This is a genomic window from Gemmatimonadota bacterium (assembly GCA_026387915.1).
Classification (GTDB): Bacteria; Gemmatimonadota; Gemmatimonadetes; order Gemmatimonadales; family Gemmatimonadaceae; genus Fen-1231.
This window is the reverse complement of the sequence record JAPLKS010000014.1, coordinates 249,402-266,053: the sequence shown is the minus strand read 5'-3', so window position 1 is coordinate 266,053 and position 16,652 is coordinate 249,402. Positions and strand designations below refer to the sequence as shown.

Below are 16,652 nucleotides of genomic sequence, written 5' to 3'. Positions count from 1 at the left end.
GCGCGCGCGACGCGTCGGCTCACGCCGCGTGCTCCCCTGGTGCCTCCGCGTCGCGCGCGGCCAGGCGCCGCTGGCGCGCCCGATACACGAACCACGACACGATGATACTCAGCTCGTACAGGCCGTACACGGGAATGAAGAGCGCCAGCGTCGAAATAATGAGATCGCCGGGCGTGACGATTTCGCAGATGACCAAGAGCGCCACAAAGGCGTGGCGTCGGTACTTCGACATCAGCTTCGGCGTCACGAGCCCGAGCGCGGTGAGCAGCAGCACGAGAATCGGCAGTTCGAACACGGCCCCAAACGCCAGCGACGTCGTGATGATGAAGCCGTAGTACTCGCTCGCGGTAAGCAGCGGCTCGAGCATGTCGGTCTTGATCCCCTCCAGCAACTTCATCGTGATGGGGATGAACACCATATTGGCCATGGCGACGCCGCTCGCGAACAACACCAGCGCAAACCCGAACACCGGAATCACCACCGTGCGTTCACGCTTGGTGAGCGCGGGCGAAAGGAACGCCCAGACCTGATAGAGCAGCACCGGACTTGCCATCGCCAACGCGAGCCCCACCGCGACCTGCATCAGGATGGTGAATTTCTCGACCGGATGCGTGTAGTACAACGGCTTGCCGTGCAGGTACGGCTTGATCGGCGCGGCAAGCAGCGCGAACACATCGATGTTCGTACACACCCACATCGACACCGCGAACGTCACAATCAGCGCCAGCAGCGACTTGAAAATGCGCCAGCGCAGCTCCTCGAGGTGATCGAGGAACGGCATTTCAGCGGAGGCGGTGTCTTGTTGGTCGAGAGCCACGACGGGTCCGGATCGTAGCGCGCCGGGAGGCGCGCCTACTTCAACGTCTTGAGAAAGTCAGCCGCTAGTTCGGCTTCGAGCGACTTCGGATATTTGTCCACGATCAACTGGAACAGCGTCCGCGCCTGGCGCGTCTGTCCGGCCTGCCGAGACGTCATCGCGCGCTTGTAGATGGCGCGCGGCGCCTGCTCGCTCTTTGGATACTTATCGGCGACGAGCTGATACGCCGTGTCGGCCGCCGCTAGCTTGCCTTCGAGCGCCCACGACTCCGCAATGCGATACGCAGCGTCGGAGGCGAGATCGTCGGACGGATACTGTGCGAGGAATGTCTGAAAGCCGTCGCGCGCCGCACTGGTGCGGCCGGCCTGCAGCTGTTCCTTCGCGACCTGAAAGAGCTGATTCGGGCCAATGACCGGCGGCTGAACCGCTGCGGATGCCACCGGCGCGGCCGTCGGCGCCCCTGGCACCGAGGCAATCGGCGCCGCTGGGACGACCACCTGCGTGGCTCGCTCCTGCTGAGCCGCCTCAAGCGAGGCGCGCATTTCCTGCAACTTCTTTTGACTCTGTCCGGTGAGTTCCTGCACTGCCAGCAGCTGCTGACCAAAGGTGTGCATCGTCAACGAGAAATCGCCCTGGAATCGCGCGAGAAACGCATTCACGGAGCGCAGCGTATCGCCGACCGCCCCGATCTGCCGGGCGATCTGGCGCATCTGATCTCGGTGTGCGGAATCTGCGCGCACCGCCTCGGCGCGCAGCACGGCAATGTCCCCTTGGAGGACCTGCACGTCACTGCGCGTGGCAAAACATCCCGACGCCGAAACTATGGCGCCCACGATGAGAAGGAGGCGGTGCGCGCGACCCATTACTTCGGCGCCTTCATGGTGTCGCCACCGCTCAGGATCTCGAACTCGGCGCGACGATTCTTGCCCCACGCGTCTTCGTTCTCGCCCTGCACGGCGGGACGTTCTTCACCGAAGCTCACCGTCTCCACGCGCGCATCGGCAATGCCGCGAGCCGCGAGATAGCGCTTGACGGCCGCGGCACGCTTCTGACCGAGCGTCAGGTTGTATTCGTCAGAACCGCGATTGTCGGTGTGCCCCGCGACGCGGATGCGCAGCGTCGGGTTCGCTTCCAGAATCGGGAGCTTCGCTTCGATGGTCGCCTTCTGGTCGTCGCGAATTTCGTCCTTGTCGTAGTCGAAATACACGATCTGACCAAGCGTCGCCTTGGCTTTCGCAATGGCGGCGGAGGCATTCGCAGCGGCTTCAGCAGCGGCCTTGGCGGCAGCCGCGTCGGCGCGCTTCTTGGCTTCGGCCGCGTCAGCCGAGTCCTTGTTGAACTTTGGCGCAACCGCAACCGGCGGAGCGACGGGAACTGGGGTCGGAGCCGGCTTGGCTTTGCATGCGGTCAGCGAGACAATCGCAAGCAGCAGAGCGGTGGAGGTGCGGCGGGACACGAGCATCGGAGGTCTCCGGAGAGTGGGGATCTGCAACACCAACTACTTCGCGTTATCGAGACGCGGCGACCACGCACCTTGCCGCGCCAATCCCACGCGCGTCAGCTGCCGTGTGCGATACGTCTCAGTGTCGAGCACCCAGAGCTGCTTCGGTCCGGAGCGCGTCGACGTGAAAACGATGTGGCGACCATCAGGCGCCCACGAGGGATCTTCGTTGCGCCCCTCGCTGGTGAGCGCCTGCACGCTGTGATCGCGCACATTGATGGTCATCACTTGAAATACACCATTGATCTGCGATTGAAACGCCACGCGGCGTCCGTCCGGCGACCAGTCCGGATTCGAGCGATACAACTGATCGCCAAAACCGGTGGATGTCAGCAACTCCACGTTCGTTCCATCCGCATCAACAATATACACCTCTGGATGCCCCAAGCGATTGCTGGTGAAGGCGATACGGCGGCCGTCCGGACTGAACGAGGGGAGGGCGTCCTGCACCCCCCGGGAGATGGTCACGCGGTGGGCCGCTTCGCCATTGAATGGGTTGACGGCAAAGATGTCCATCCCATCCTCACCCGCCGAAAAGGCAAGGGTGCTGCCGTCGGGGGAGAAGGCCGGGCTAATGTTCGAACCGGGCCGGCTGGAGACCCGCTGAGTGCGTCCGGTCACGAGGTCACGAAGGGCGATTTTCGTCCCCTCGTTGGTCATATCGCAGAAGGCGATGTAGCGCCCAGAGGGGTGCCACGCAGGCGAAAGCCCCGTTGGGGCCCCCATCGGTCGGGCGTTGGCACCGTCGGAGTCCACCGTCCAGAGGCCACCGCCCTGCTCTCGGGCAAATACCACGCGACTTTGCGCGATCCCCCGAGTCCCCGTCACCCACCGCTCGATTTCGTCGGCCACCCCATGCACGGCGAGGCGCCATTCCGGGCTCAGCGGCTGCGCCGGAAGTGGAAAATCGCCCACATTCGACACATTCTTGGCCACCACATCGTGGAGCGCCACATGCAGCGACCCGGAGGGGGTCACCGAGGCCTGCACGACCGCATTGGCGCCGAGTTTGGCATAGGCCGCGTAGTTGAGCGCCCCACTGAGCGGCTCGCCGCCCTGAGCCAAAATGGAGGTCACCCGGTCGCCGTTGTCGAGGTCCCGCCCGATAATGGTTCGGACTGAATCCGACCACGCGCCGGCCACCGGCGCTACAAACACGCCAGGGCGGGTTCCGGGGGTGTAGGTCAGGCCGATCCGGACGCCGCTGGTGCTATCGTTTTGGGCCGTCAACTGTGCCGAACAGAGCACGCTGCCGGCAAGGAAAACGGCCGCGCGGATGCCGGCGCGCGAGGGGCGTACGGCGCTGGCGGACAGCCTTCGTCGTTTGGAGTTCGGAGCGGAAGGGGTCATCGCAGGATACTCGGGTCGAAGCTGAAGATTACGGGGAGGGCGTCGTTGGTGAATCCAGCGGGCAACAGTCCAAACGCTTTGGCCGCCGCCTCCACCGCACCCTTCGCCTCGAGGTCGAACGCGTAGTTACCGCTACTGCTGACAAACCGAAAGCTGGCAATCGAGCCGTCGCGCCGAATAATGAAAAACGCCTCGGCGCGGAGAGCCGGATTCCCCTTCCACTGAAAATTCAGGGCAATCTGCCGCACGATATTCTGCAGATACCCCGGATACGGAAAGACGATGCCTTCCGTGTGCACGCCAACGACATCGGTCCCCTTGCCGCCAACTTCACCAGCGCCGGCCTTGGGCGGATTCTTTACCGCCTCCGGCGTGGACTTCGCGGTGACATTCGGCGTGGCGCGCGGCGCGGCCTTCGTGGGGATGGCCTTGTTCGCCTTCGTCGGCGGCGCCTTGGCTTTCGTATCGGGACGAGGCGGCGTTTTGGCGGCGGGTTCCGTTGGCGCGGGCGCGTCCGACACGACGCCGGCCGCGCGTTCGCCGGCTGGTGCGGCCACGAGATCCACCTTGTAGATAGGCGGCATCCGAAGCGGGGGTGGCGTCTTCATAAAGATCACGCCCACGATGATCGCGGCGTGACCGAGGAGCGACACGCCCACCGGCATAGTGATCGACGCCGCGGGCCGCCTAGCCGCACTCACTTGTTGATGGTCTCCGGCTCGGCGACCAGGCCGACGTTGGTCACCCCCGCCGCACGCATCACGGCGAGTACCTCGACCACGAGTCCGTACCGTGCGCGTTCGTCGCCGCGGAAATAGACGCCTTCGCGCCCCTGCCGACGCGCCATCGACGGAAACGTCGCCTTGAACTCGCCGAGCGACATCCGCGTTTCGTCCACAAAGATGCGACCGTCAGCGGTGACACTCACCACGAGCGCCGTTTTTGATTCAAGCGGTTTGGCATCCACCTTCGGCAACGCGACGTCTACCCCGCCCTGCATCATGGGCGCGGTGATCATGAAGATCACCATCAGCAGCATCATCACGTCGATCAACGAGACGACGTTGATCTCCGCGTTGAGCGGCGTGCGTTCCCCGCGTCGACGACGGCTCACGACGCGCGTCCCGCGCGGTCACACGTACGCACGCCAACCTTCGCCGACATTAAATGCGACCCTCGCGCGCCATCAGCGCGATGACTTCCGATCCGAACCCTTCGAGCTCACTGTCGAAGCGATTGAGCTTGTTGGCGAAGATGTTGTAGCCGAACACCGCCGGAATAGCGACAGCCAACGCAGCCGCTGTGGCGATCAACGCCTCGGCGACACCCGGCGCGACCGCGCCAAGATTGCCGGCGCCACTCCGAGCGATACCGAGGAACGCTTGGATCACGCCAAGGACTGTGCCCATCAGCCCCATCAGCGGACTCGCCGAGCCGATCATCGCGAGCGACGGAATAAAGCGACTGAGGGCATCGCGCTCCGCATTGGTTTCCGAATCGAGCACGAGCCGTAGCGCTTCCACCTGCGACGCCGTGAGGGTGACGTGTGCGCCGCGTTCAGCTCCCGCCACATTCGCGGTGCCGAGTGGCTGCGTCTCGTGCAGAAAATCGATGGCGCGCGTAAAGATGCGCGTGAACGGACTTGGCTTGGAACGCTTGGCGAGGCCCGCGACCTGTTCGAGCTTGGACGCTTTGGCGAAGTCGCGCAGGAATCCGCGCGACGACGCACTCACGCGACGGAACTCCAGCCACTTGGCAAGCATCACGCCCCACGAAAAGAGCGAGAGGAGCGCCAGGAGGCCGAGCACAATCTGCGTGACGAGCGTCGCCTTGAGGACGAGCTCAACAGGCGTCGACGGGATTGCGGAACCGGCTTGAAAATCCATCACAGTCGGGTCGGGAAGAAAGGGAATGAACGTGGCGGGTTAGCCGCGCGCGGCGCGGAACCAGCGATAAGTAATGCCCAGCCCTTCGTCGAGCGACACCTTGGGTGCCCACTGCAACTCACGTTTCGCTTTGTCCACGGCAACAAATGAACGCATCTGCTCACCAGGGCGCGCCGGCGCCAGCTCCACCGGCACGGTGACGCCGGCGACGCGCTGTGTGGCTTCGGCCAGTTCGAGCACAGAAGTCGGAACGCCTGTCCCCACATTGTACGCGCGTCTGTCCAAGCGCTCGGCAGCCGGCAGTGCAGCGCGAGCCGCACGCACGTTCGCCGAGGCAACATCGCCAACAAAGACATAATCGCGCGTCTGCTCTCCCGTGCCAAACACGGTCATGGCGCGGCCGTCGAGCGCACAGCCGCAGAAGATGGCGACCACTCCCGCCTCGCCGTGCGGATCCTGACGCGGCCCGTACACATTGCTGTAGCGCAGCGCGACGGTGTCCATGCGGTGCACTCGACCATAGTAGGCGAGATAGTACTCTACGGAAAGCTTGGCGATGCCATAGGGCGATTCGGGATCCTTGGCGTCGGGCTCGTGGCTAGGCGGAGTACCAAAGTCACCGTACGTGGCGCCGCCCGTCGACGAAAAAACCACACGCGGCGGACGCGCCGCGGCGCGAGCCCCTTCGAGCACGTTGAGCGAGCCAAGGATATTGCGCGACGCATCGGCCACCGGGTCCTTTACGCTGACGCGCACATCGATCTGTGCGGCGAGGTGACAGACCACATCGTAACCGCCGTCGCGCACGAGGGCGTGTGCGTCCGACGACCGAATGTCGAGTTCGTGCAAATGCGCGGCCGACGGAACATTGTCACGTCGGCCGCGCGAAAGATCGTCGAGGATGTCCACCTGAAACCCGTCGGCGATGAGTGCATCGGCGACGTGCGACCCAATAAACCCGGCTCCGCCGGTGACCAGCGCGCGTAAAGTAGACACGCTTGAAAACTAATGGCGCGGCGTCGGCGTACCCACCGTCAAGGCATCTTCGCCGTCACGCGCGCGCTCATGCCCACGGTGATCGCGGGGCCGGTAATGCGCAGCAACACGGCGGAGGTCCCCGTCGGAGTGACGCGTGTGATCTGCGCGGCCGCCACTTCCTCTTCAGGCAGCGCGTGCCCCTGCACGTCCACCCCGCCATCGCGATACAACGTGACCTGATCACCGGCCGTCATGCCGTCTTTCGCGGTGGCCGTCAAGATCAGGTGTTGCCCCACCGACGGAAGCACCGGCTCGCTCTTCATCCAGCGCAGCTGCGTCACCAAGCCACCCGACTCCACCCGGGACGGGAAGACGCCCGGACGCGAGGGCAGCGTGTCGAAGGGCAGCACGGACTGACTGATGAACACATCTTCAATCTTTTGCACGAGGGCCACGCGGGCTCGGCCACCTGCGATCGGGGCAATCACCATCAAGACTCCGGTCGGCACGATCACCCGCACCGTGCGGTCGAGCACGGGGCCGTCACGAACCACCAACAGCCGTTCGCCGGCCACGCCTTTGGCGCCCTTGGGTAACTGCACGAACACTTCCTCGGCGTATTGAATGGGCCGGTTTTCAACCGTGAGTGATACGCCCTGTGTCTCGGCGCTCCACTGCAACGATCCGGCACCCTCAACCCCAGTGAGTTCGGTCGTAAACGGCGACGACGTGAAGTCGCCCGGCCGAACGGCCGTCTTCCGTGCGCCAAGCAATACCGACTCGCGGGACTTTCCCGCCTGGCGGCCTGACGCCGGGTTGAATACCGTCATCGTTTCGTTCGGACGGCGGAGACTCCGCCCCTGCGTCCCTTCCCGTTCCGGCCCGGCCACGGCCACGGCGTCCGCAGCCAGCGCTTCGGCACCGGGCACTCGCAAACGGGCTCCGGGGTAAATCCAGTGCGGATCAGCGACCGTGCCGGTGTTTAACCGAAACAGCTCTGGCCAGAGATAGCCGTCGCCCAGCAGTTGACGAGCAATCTCCCACAGTGTGTCACCGCGCTTGACGGTGTATGTGCGCCCTTCGCCGCCCTGCTGGGCCGCGAGCGGAGCCGCACCCGCGGCCGAAGCGGCGAGTAACAAGGCGAGATATTGGATTCGAAGACGAGACATAACCGCTCGGGTTGGGTGTGTCCGACCCCGCGCACCCCGTTCCGGGCCGTGCGCGACATTACGGAATTGGACGAGCGGACGCAGGCTGGGGAAACAGGAATGGGACGAAATGTCCGCCTCTGAGACCCAACGCCCTAACGTTACGGCCCCCAACCAAAGCGGCGGCCGGTCATCAATCGCCAGTCACCGCCGACTCCGCGGCCGAACGGCCCTGTGCGATGGACACTTTCCTTCCGCTAGCGGCGAGTCCACGCTAGGAGATAGCCGCACACGAACGGGCCCGTCGCATTGAACTGCGCTGGTACAGTCGCCGCGCTGTGGAACTCAAACGCCGCATACATCGAACTGACGGTGCCCGCCGTGGTGTCCCGGAGCGCCTGCTGGACACCATCGACGTACGTGATCAGGCGGCCACCATTTCGGCCGCGGTGACCGCTACCAGCACCGCAGAGAATGATCCCGCGCCGCGCGAGCAAGTCACGGAGCCCGAGTCCACTCCGGTCGCCGTCGACAAGATCCGCCGATGTAACGAACCTGCCGATTCCAGTCTTTCGGCGGGTTTCGAACGGCTCAAGCCAACGCGAGGCCATCGTCGACTTCTCTGCTGTCGTCACCACGGTGGTGAGGTCCGTGACACGCTCCAAGGCCACCGAGATATCGACGGTGTCTGACGCGAGCATAACAAATCGCTGCTCGGCATAGCCGATCTTCCGGACAGCGACGACTGCGCTGTCGGTCGCTTTCCATCGCGTGATCCAATTGAGCGCCACGCCTCCGTTGGCGTCCGTGCGCGTACGAAACTCCGTGATCAGGTCGATCACCTCGACGCTATCAATCGGCAGCCCGGTCGCTGCGTCGAATACGCCAAGCAGGCGCGGTCGTCGACCGCTGGCGGCTGCGGCCGATGGCCCGACACCTTTCGGCTGACTCTGCGCAGCGAGCGGTGTGAGAACGGCGCCGTGCAGTGTTAGCGCGAACAGCAAACTTCGGAGCAAGGACCGGCCCATTCGACAACACCTCCCCAGCGTACAACGCGCCCGCGGAGCGTGCCTTGGGTGCTCAGCGGGACGAAGCCACACGCCTTAGCCTGAAAGATCACGCGTTACTCAAGACGTCAAATCTATTGACCTGACCATGACATACCTCTCACAGCAGGTACAACAAACGGGTCGGGGGATGAGACCGAAAGGCCTCACCCCCCATCCAGGTAATTTCGAGAGCTCTCTAGACTAACATGTACAGTCTAGAATCGCACCCAATCTAGAACGGCAGATCGTCGTCCTCGCCCTCAAGCGCGCCCGGGAACTCCGTGAACTCCCCGCCGCCTGCGGCCTTCTTCTCGGCCGGGCGACTCCCCTTGGACGGCGCACCGCCAAAATCACCGCCGCCGCCCTTGCCGCCGAGCAGCAGGATCTCGCGCACGTTGATCTCGGTGACGTACTTCGTCTGCTTGTCCTTGTCCTCGTACTGGCGGTACTCGAGACGTCCTTCGACGAAGAGCTTGTCGCCCTTCTTCACGTACTTCTCGATGATGTCCGCGAGTCCGGTGCCGCGCGTGCCCTGATTCCAGGCCACGCACTTGTGCCACTCGGTTTTTTCCTGCTTCTCTCCCGACGCCGAACTCCACTGGCGCGTGGTAGCGAGGGAGAACTGCGCCACCTTGTTCCCACCGGTGGTGGTCCGGATTTCGGGATCGTTCCCGAGATTCCCGATCAACGTCACCTTGTTCAAGCTCCGGCTCACGACTCCTCCTGATAAAGATCCAGACCTATGATGAATCTAGCGGCGGCACTGCGCGTCACCAATCCAACGCCGCGATGACCGTTCCCTCCCCCCTACAACTCTCGCCGCAGGAGCAGCGCATCCTCCACCGGACTCCGGTAGTACTGCCGACGGCGCCCCACCGGCGCAAAGCCGTGCGCTTCATACAGCGCCCGCGCCGCCGCGTTTGATTCGCGGACCTCGAGAAACACGGTGCGCACACCGCGCGCGGCCGCACCGGCGAGAAACCAACCCAGCAGGCCACGCCCTGCCCCGCAGCGACGAGACGACTCGGCCACGGCAAGATTGGCAATTTCGGCCTCGTCGGCCGCCCGCAGTACAATGATGTAGCCGTCCACCCCTCGCGATGGCGACTCTGCTACCTCAAAATCTACGTGCGCCTGATCCAACAACTCCCGAAACGCCGAGAGTGGCCACGCATCAGAGAAAGATGACAACTCAATCGCGTGAATCGCATCGAGGTCGCGCGACTCGGCCGGGCGCAGTCGGAAGCCCTCGCGCGCCACGACCTCCGTCACGATCCGAGCGCGCGTCCGTTCGCGGCCTCCCATTTGACCTGCGCTTCCGCGAGCCGACCGTACGCGGGCTCCCACGCATCGAGGGAAACCGCCCGCACCAGCGGGCCACCGTGCAGCCGCGCCACGCCGCGCGCATGCGGTGCGATATCGAGCAGCTGCCGCGGCCCAATCGGCGACGCGCCGAACCGCGCGGCCGTCGCCGCGATTTCCGCGTCGGGAATGATACCGAGCGAGTCGACGAGCGTCACCCCGCCATTGGTCGCGGACTCGTAAATCGCGGCGTACCGCTCGGCGCGCATCGCATCGAGCAGCGCGAGATACCGGCCCGCGGGCAACGGCGTGCCGTGACCGGCAACGATCAGCGCCAGCGATGACACCACGCACAACTCTGCCGATGCGCCCGCACAGATCCCCTTCGCAATCGCACCCGCGATGCGGAGTGAGGTAAAACTTCCGGGACCGTCGCCGGCGATCACCTGTTGCACGTCGCGCGCGGAACAACCCGCCTCGGCAAGCGTTGCCATCACGGCCGGCATCAACCGCTCTTCGTTTTCCCCACGCATTGCCGCCTCGCCCTGCGCAACGAGCACGCCGTGCCGTAACACGGCGACGGTGCCCACGTAGGTGCTCGCGTCGATGGCAAGCGTGACGAGGTCGCTCACCAGGACAGCCCCCGGTGGTCGGGGTCTAACGGGAGATGACTCAGCGCAATCGCCGTATCGGGCGTCGGCATCGCATCTCCCGCACGGTCCGGCCACTCGACGAGCACGACGGCGCCAGCACCGAGGACGTCGTCCCATCCGATATTCGCGAGATCCGCGGGCCCTTTGAGACGATATAGATCGAGGTGATAGACTAGCGACGCCTTGCCGTGATACTCATGCACCAAACCGAAGGTCGGACTGGTGACCGCCTCCGACACGCCGTAGCCACGGCAGATGGCCTGCACGAGCGTCGTCTTCCCGGCGCCCAAATCGCCGCACAACGTGATGAGCGCGGGCGCCGCGAGGCGCGCGCCAAACGCCTCACCCCACGCGACGAGCTCCGGGAGTGTGAGCTCAGCGACCGGCACGGGTCCGCCTAGGCTCGCGTCGGTTGCCATCCATTTTGGCGCGGATGTCAAAGAGTTCGTCGCGCAACCGCGCGGCGGTTTCAAAGTCGAGATTCTTGGCGGCGTCGCGCATTTCCTGTTCGAGGCGCAACACGAGCCCCGGCAGATCGTCGGTCCCGTAGTGCACCGCCGCCTCGGCGACGCGCTTCTGCTTGCCACGCGATGCGCGGTCATCCTCGCGCGCCTCACGATCGTCGCGCGCATCGGCCACGCGCGTGATGAAGCGCACTTCCTCCACACTCTTCGTAACACCGCGCGGAATAATTCCGTGCACGCGATTGTGTTCCGTCTGGATGGCACGCCGGCGATCGGTTTCGTCGATCGCACGCTGCATGGATCCCGTGATACGATCCGCGTAGAAGATGGCCGTGCCACTCACGTGGCGTGCCGCGCGACCGATGGTCTGGATGAGCGAGCGCTCACTGCGCAAGAATCCTTCTTGATCCGCGTCGAGGATGGCGACCAGCGATACCTCAGGCATATCGAGCCCTTCGCGCAGCAAGTTGATGCCGATCAGCACATCGAACTCACCGAGCCGAAGGCCGCGCACGATTTCCATGCGCTCAATGGCATCGATGTCCGAGTGCATATAGCGCACTCGCACCTTCACCTGCTGCAGATAGTCGGCCAGATCTTCGGCCATGCGCTTCGTCAGCGTCGTCACCAGCACTCGCTCTCCGCGCCGTTCGCGAATACGGATTTCGCCGAGGAGGTCGTCCACCTGCCCGCGCACCGAACGAATCTCGATGGTGGGATCAATGAGTCCGGTGGGCCGAATGATTTGTTCGACCACCGCGCCCTCCGAGAGCTTGAGCTCGAGGTCGCTCGGCGTCGCGGACACATTCACCGCGCGCGGCGTGAGCGCGAGAAACTCATCGAACATCAACGGCCGATTGTCGAGCGCGCTCGGCAACCGGAACCCGTACTCAACGAGCGTCGTCTTGCGCGCACGGTCGCCATTGAACATGCCGCCAATCTGCGAGAGCGAGACGTGCGACTCGTCCACCACGACCAGAAAATCGTCGGGGAAATAATCGAACAGGACGGCCGGCCGCTCGCCGGCATTTCGTCCCGAGAGATGTCGTGAATAATTCTCGATGCCAGGACAGGTGCCAATCTCGAGCATCATCTCGATGTCAAAATTGGTGCGTGACTCGAGCCGCTGCGCCTCAAGGAGCTTGCCCGCCTGTCGCAACAACGGGAGCCGCTCGGCGAGTTCCGCACGAATCAAGGCGATGGCGCGTTCGAGCGTCGGCCGCGTCGTCACGAAGTGCTTGGCCGGATACACCGCGGTCTTCTGCAGGGCAGTAATCAACTCGCCCGTGAGCGGATTCACCTTGGAGATTTTTTCGATCTCGTTACCAAACATCTCAATGCGTACGGCCTGCTCTTCGTACGCGGGAAAGATTTCCACGGTATCGCCGCGCACCCGGAAGGTGCCGCGCTCAAACGCCACATCGTTGCGCGAGTATTGAATCTTCACGAGCGAACGGAGAATATCGTCGCGGGCGATCTTCTGCCCGACGTGCAGCGTCACCATGGTCTCGCGATATGCCTTGGGATCGCCGAGTCCGTAGATCGCCGACACCGTCGCGACGATAATGACGTCGTCCCGCTCCATGAGCGACGATGTTGCGCGCAGTCGGAGCCGGTCGATGTCGTCATTGATCGACGCATCTTTCTCGATGTACGTGTCGCTTTGCGGTACGTAGGCTTCCGGCTGGTAGTAGTCGTAGTACGAGACGAAGTACTCCACCGCGTTGTTTGGGAAGAACGATTTAAGTTCTCCGTACAACTGAGCCGCGAGCGTCTTGTTGTGCGACAGGACCAAGGTGGGGCGACCCCAGTTCCGGATGACATTGGCCATCGTCATCGTCTTGCCGGAGCCCGTCACGCCCAGCAACGTCTGAAACCGATCGCCACGCTCAAGCCCCGCCGTCAGCTCGGCGATTGCCTTGGGCTGGTCGCCAGCGGGCAGGAAGGGGGCTTGGAGGTCAAAGAGGGCGCGAGGCATTCACTAATATAGCGCCTTTGGCTTTTGTTCGGGAGGGCGCCGTCAGACCCAAGCGGCGCCCCTGCTGTCTCAGACCGCGGCCAGCCGCCACCAAGGGATCCCGGCCAAAATGAGCCCTGTTGCCGCTGCAAAGCTCACCGCGGACCGTACGAACTTGGCCCGATCGAGCTCCGCCCGCTTGATGAGCACGCGACCGACGTGCACCAGCACCAGTGCCAGCAGCATGAAGGTTGGATGCTCCGCCACGAAGAAACGCGTCGGGGCATCGGCCATGGACGCACCCATGTTGCGCATCGCCTCGCGCATCAACGGGCTGACCCCGTAGAGCACAACGCCGAGCAAGAACTGGGTGTCCATCGCAATCATGAAAAAGAGCGCGGACTTGGCGTCGGCCACTCCGTACGAGCGACCGGTCGCAACGCCAGACACGGCGCGCGCGACCGCCACGAGGGCGGCCAGAAGGACGAGCCAACGGACGTACGAATGAACGATCAGGAGTATGTGAGCCATACCTGCAAATTACCGCGCCGTGAGGGAAAACGACACTCTACTCAGTCGTCCGCGGCAATCCGCTCGCGCCGCGAGACTTCCACAATCCCCTTCACCCGCCGCACCGCCTTAATGATCTTCTCAAGGTGGGCGAGGTTTTCGACCTCAACCAGCGCGGCGCCACTCACTCGGCCGTCCACGGTCCGGAGTTCGAGCGACCGCACGTCAGTACCGGTCTCGCTCACGGCCTGCGCCACGTCCGCGTACAGACTCCGCCGGTCGGACCCTTCAATCGCGAGGCGAATGACGAACCGCTCCCCTTCATTCTCCTGCCAGTCGATTTCGAGCCGACGTTCCGGCTCGTGCGCCAACGTGAGCACATTCGGGCAGTCATTGCGATGGATGCTCACGCCACGTCCTCGCGTCACGTAGCCCACCACTTTGTCACCGGGCACCGGCTGGCAGCATTGCGCATAGCGCACCATCACGCCGTCGACGCCAGAAATGCGAATGCCCTTTGAGGTCCCAGGCCGCTTCATGCGGTCAATCAGACGCTCAAGCGGACTGGCCTTGAGCGCCGTATCGTCGCGCTCGTCGAAGTCGGGGTAAATCGAACGGAGCACCTGCGTGACATTGATGTCGCCCTGCCCGATCGACGCAAACAGGTGCTGCACGTCGTTGAGCTTGAGCGCCTCGGCAGCGGCCATCACTTGCGCCTCGCCGAGCTTGGGGTGCCGCCGCCGCTTGAGTTCGCGCTCGAGAATCTCCTGACCAATCTTGATTGAGGTCTTCGACTCCTCGTGCCGGAGCCACTGCCGAATGCGGTGACGGGCGCGTCCGGTGCGCACCTGCGCCAGCCAGTCGCGACTCGGGCGCGCGTTGGGCGATCGAATAATCTCGACGGTCTCGGAGTTCTTCAGCTCGCGCGACAACGGCACAATGCGTCCGTTGATCTTGGCGCCCTGCGTATGGAGCCCCACCTCGGTGTGCACGGCAAAGGCGAAATCGATAGGCGTGGCACCACGCGGCAACTGAATCACGTCACCGGTGGGCGTGAAGACGAAGATTTCGTCTTGGTACAAATCGAGCTTGAGGAACTCCAGAAACTGATCCGGCGTCTCGGCGTCGAGTTGGAGCTCCAGCACCTGACGAAACCAGTGCAGTGCGCGATCGAGATCGTCACCGCCCGTCGCGACGCCACCTTTATACGCCCAATGCGCCGCAATGCCGTACTCGGCCGTGCGATGCATCTCGCGCGTGCGAATCTGAATCTCAAAGAGCGATTGCTTCGGCCCAAAGATCGTCGTGTGCAACGACTGATACCCGTTGGACTTGGGGCTCGCAATGTAGTCCTTGATGCGCTCCTGCAGCGGCGTCCACTCTCCGTGGATCACGCCGAGCGTGTGATAGCACTCCTGCACGTTCTCGACGAGCACGCGAATCGCGAGCAAGTCATAGATCTCGTCATAGGGCTTATCGCGCTTCTGCATCTTCTTCCAGATCGACCAGAGGTGCTTCGGCCGGCCGCTCACTTCGTACACCACAATATTCGATTCATGCAGCCGCGCCTTGAGCGGCTCCGACATTTCGTTGATCAACGCCTCACGCTCGGCGCGCTTCTGCACAATCTGACTGGCAAGCTGACGGTAGTCTTCTGGCTCGAGAAACTTGAACGCGAGGTCTTCGAGCTCCCCTTTGAGATTCGCGAGTCCAAAGCGGTGCGCGAGCGGCGCGTAGAGGTCGCGCGTCTCCTGCGCAATGCGCGCCCGCTTCTCTTCTGGCATGAACTCGAGCGTCCGCATGTTGTGCGTGCGGTCGGCCAGCTTGATGAGAATGACGCGCGCATCCTTGGCAATCGAGAGCAACAGCTTGCGATAGTTCTCAACCTGCCGCTCTTGGGAGCTCGTCATCGGCAGATGGCCGATCTTCGTGAGTCCGTCTACGATCTGCGCGATTTCGCGACCGAACTCCCGTTCCACATCCTCGATGGTGGCCGCGGTGTCCTCCACCACATCGTGGATCAACCCACTGGCGACCGTGACCGAATCGAGTTGCAGGTCGGCGAGGATCTTGGCGACCTCCACACAGTGCGTGACATACGGATCGCCGTTGCGGCGCGTCTGCCCGGCGTGTGCGCGCTCACTAAACCGATAGGCGCGCGCCAACAACTCCGAGTCGAGTCGATCCGGAAGCGCCTCTTCCCCGAGGACCCACCCCGGGATGATGTCGGCAAGTACCGCTGTGGTCATACCGCTATATCGCCGGAGTCCCTCGCTGCTGTCAAGCGCAGGCGCGTCTCTTTAGAGCAATCCGGCCTCGGCGAAGGAGATATACCGCCCTCGTCCGATGATCAGGTGGTCAGCAACGGGGATGTCGAGCAACCGCCCGGCCGCCACCAGTTGTGAGGTAATGGCCCGATCATCGGTGCTCGGCGTGGGATCGCCGCTGGGGTGATTGTGGACAAGCACGATCGCCGCCGCGCGTTCGGCGATGGCCTCACGAAAGACCTCGCGCGGGTGGACGAGCGAGGAGTTGAGAATACCCCGCGTGACCGTGATGTCCCGCTCCAGACGGTGCTGCGCGTCGAGCACCGCCACGTGAAACTCCTCGACCGGAAGATCCTCAAGGCGAGGTGCAAAGACCGCCCAGACGTCGCGTGGGGAGCGCAGCGGGGCGCCGTCGTCGCGAGACTCCGCCGCGAGTCGGCGCCCGAGCTCAAGTGCCGCGTGAATGGCCACCGCCCTCGCGCTACCGAGCCCAGGTACCGCCGACAGCGCCGCGATTGGCTGGCGCGACATATGTCGCAGCGAGCCGACTGACCGCGCCAGCGCATCGTGCGCCACGGCGAGCGCCGATCGGTTCGCACACCCCGTTCCGATGAGAATAGCCAGCAGTTCGCTGGCGCTCAGCGCATGCGCGCCGAGCGACTTCAGCCGCTCACGCGGCCGTTCCGTACGCGGCATTTCGCGGAGCGATGGGGCAGGATTAATAGACACGCGCCGACGATATCGCCGGCGCGTGCCCGTTCTGTCATCGA

At 63.8% G+C, this 16,652-nt stretch carries 18 protein-coding genes; all 18 read right to left on the bottom strand.

Annotation, left to right across the window (positions count from 1 at the left end; genetic code table 11):
- Positions 1–19 precede the first annotated feature (19 nt).
- The 18 genes from tatC to radC all read right to left on the bottom strand — a co-directional run bounded on the left by tatC (position 20) and on the right by radC (position 16,611).
- Positions 20–817: a twin-arginine translocase subunit TatC gene (gene tatC / locus NTZ43_09420; GenBank protein ID MCX5767426.1), complete on the bottom strand. Its 798-nt coding sequence runs from the start codon at positions 815–817 to the stop codon at positions 20–22.
- A 35-nt stretch (positions 818–852) separates the two neighbouring features.
- Complete coding sequence (locus tag NTZ43_09415; protein MCX5767425.1) at positions 853–1,680, bottom strand: tetratricopeptide repeat protein; 828 nt, start codon at positions 1,678–1,680, stop codon at positions 853–855.
- Positions 1,680–2,279: a peptidoglycan-associated lipoprotein Pal gene (gene pal / locus NTZ43_09410; GenBank protein MCX5767424.1), complete on the bottom strand. Its 600-nt coding sequence runs from the start codon at positions 2,277–2,279 to the stop codon at positions 1,680–1,682. The genes NTZ43_09415 and pal overlap by 1 nt, the downstream gene beginning before the upstream one ends.
- A gap of 36 nt (positions 2,280–2,315) precedes the next feature.
- A complete protein-coding gene (locus NTZ43_09405; protein ID MCX5767423.1) occupies positions 2,316–3,668 on the bottom strand; it encodes a hypothetical protein in 1,353 nt (450 codons plus the stop codon).
- On the bottom strand, positions 3,665–4,369 hold the full coding sequence (locus NTZ43_09400) for a TonB C-terminal domain-containing protein (GenBank protein ID MCX5767422.1): 705 nt from the start codon (positions 4,367–4,369) through the stop codon (positions 3,665–3,667). Before NTZ43_09400 ends, NTZ43_09405 begins: the two co-directional genes overlap by 4 nt.
- Entirely contained in the window at positions 4,366–4,782 is a 417-nt protein-coding gene (locus NTZ43_09395) for a biopolymer transporter ExbD (GenBank protein MCX5767421.1), read from the bottom strand. Before NTZ43_09395 ends, NTZ43_09400 begins: the two co-directional genes overlap by 4 nt.
- A 49-nt stretch (positions 4,783–4,831) precedes the next feature.
- Positions 4,832–5,554 (bottom strand): MotA/TolQ/ExbB proton channel family protein, encoded by a 723-nt coding sequence (locus NTZ43_09390; GenBank protein MCX5767420.1) that lies wholly within the window; start codon positions 5,552–5,554, stop codon positions 4,832–4,834.
- A 39-nt stretch (positions 5,555–5,593) separates the two neighbouring features.
- Positions 5,594–6,550, bottom strand: coding sequence for a GDP-mannose 4,6-dehydratase (locus NTZ43_09385; GenBank protein MCX5767419.1), 957 nt, complete (start codon positions 6,548–6,550; stop codon positions 5,594–5,596).
- Between the two features lie 38 nt (positions 6,551–6,588).
- Complete coding sequence (locus NTZ43_09380; protein MCX5767418.1) at positions 6,589–7,701, bottom strand: LysM peptidoglycan-binding domain-containing protein; 1,113 nt, start codon at positions 7,699–7,701, stop codon at positions 6,589–6,591.
- 236 nt (positions 7,702–7,937) lie between these two features.
- Entirely contained in the window at positions 7,938–8,708 is a 771-nt protein-coding gene (locus NTZ43_09375; protein ID MCX5767417.1) for a hypothetical protein, read from the bottom strand.
- Between the two features lie 253 nt (positions 8,709–8,961).
- Positions 8,962–9,444: a single-stranded DNA-binding protein gene (gene ssb / locus NTZ43_09370; protein MCX5767416.1), complete on the bottom strand. Its 483-nt coding sequence runs from the start codon at positions 9,442–9,444 to the stop codon at positions 8,962–8,964.
- A gap of 92 nt (positions 9,445–9,536) precedes the next feature.
- Positions 9,537–10,001: a ribosomal protein S18-alanine N-acetyltransferase gene (gene rimI / locus NTZ43_09365; protein MCX5767415.1), complete on the bottom strand. Its 465-nt coding sequence runs from the start codon at positions 9,999–10,001 to the stop codon at positions 9,537–9,539.
- Positions 9,998–10,663 (bottom strand): tRNA (adenosine(37)-N6)-threonylcarbamoyltransferase complex dimerization subunit type 1 TsaB, encoded by a 666-nt coding sequence (gene tsaB / locus NTZ43_09360; GenBank protein MCX5767414.1) that lies wholly within the window; start codon positions 10,661–10,663, stop codon positions 9,998–10,000. Before tsaB ends, rimI begins: the two co-directional genes overlap by 4 nt.
- Positions 10,660–11,073 carry a tRNA (adenosine(37)-N6)-threonylcarbamoyltransferase complex ATPase subunit type 1 TsaE gene (gene tsaE, locus NTZ43_09355; protein MCX5767413.1) on the bottom strand — a complete coding sequence of 138 codons (414 nt, stop codon included), beginning with the start codon at positions 11,071–11,073 and terminating at the stop codon, positions 10,660–10,662. The genes tsaB and tsaE overlap by 4 nt, the downstream gene beginning before the upstream one ends.
- Complete coding sequence (gene uvrB, locus NTZ43_09350; protein ID MCX5767412.1) at positions 11,060–13,126, bottom strand: excinuclease ABC subunit UvrB; 2,067 nt, start codon at positions 13,124–13,126, stop codon at positions 11,060–11,062. Before uvrB ends, tsaE begins: the two co-directional genes overlap by 14 nt.
- A gap of 69 nt (positions 13,127–13,195) precedes the next feature.
- Complete coding sequence (locus NTZ43_09345) at positions 13,196–13,636, bottom strand: hypothetical protein (GenBank protein MCX5767411.1); 441 nt, start codon at positions 13,634–13,636, stop codon at positions 13,196–13,198.
- A gap of 41 nt (positions 13,637–13,677) precedes the next feature.
- Positions 13,678–15,864, bottom strand: coding sequence for a bifunctional (p)ppGpp synthetase/guanosine-3',5'-bis(diphosphate) 3'-pyrophosphohydrolase (locus NTZ43_09340; GenBank protein ID MCX5767410.1), 2,187 nt, complete (start codon positions 15,862–15,864; stop codon positions 13,678–13,680).
- 51 nt (positions 15,865–15,915) lie between these two features.
- A complete protein-coding gene (gene radC / locus NTZ43_09335; GenBank protein ID MCX5767409.1) occupies positions 15,916–16,611 on the bottom strand; it encodes a DNA repair protein RadC in 696 nt (231 codons plus the stop codon).
- Positions 16,612–16,652 lie beyond the last annotated feature (41 nt).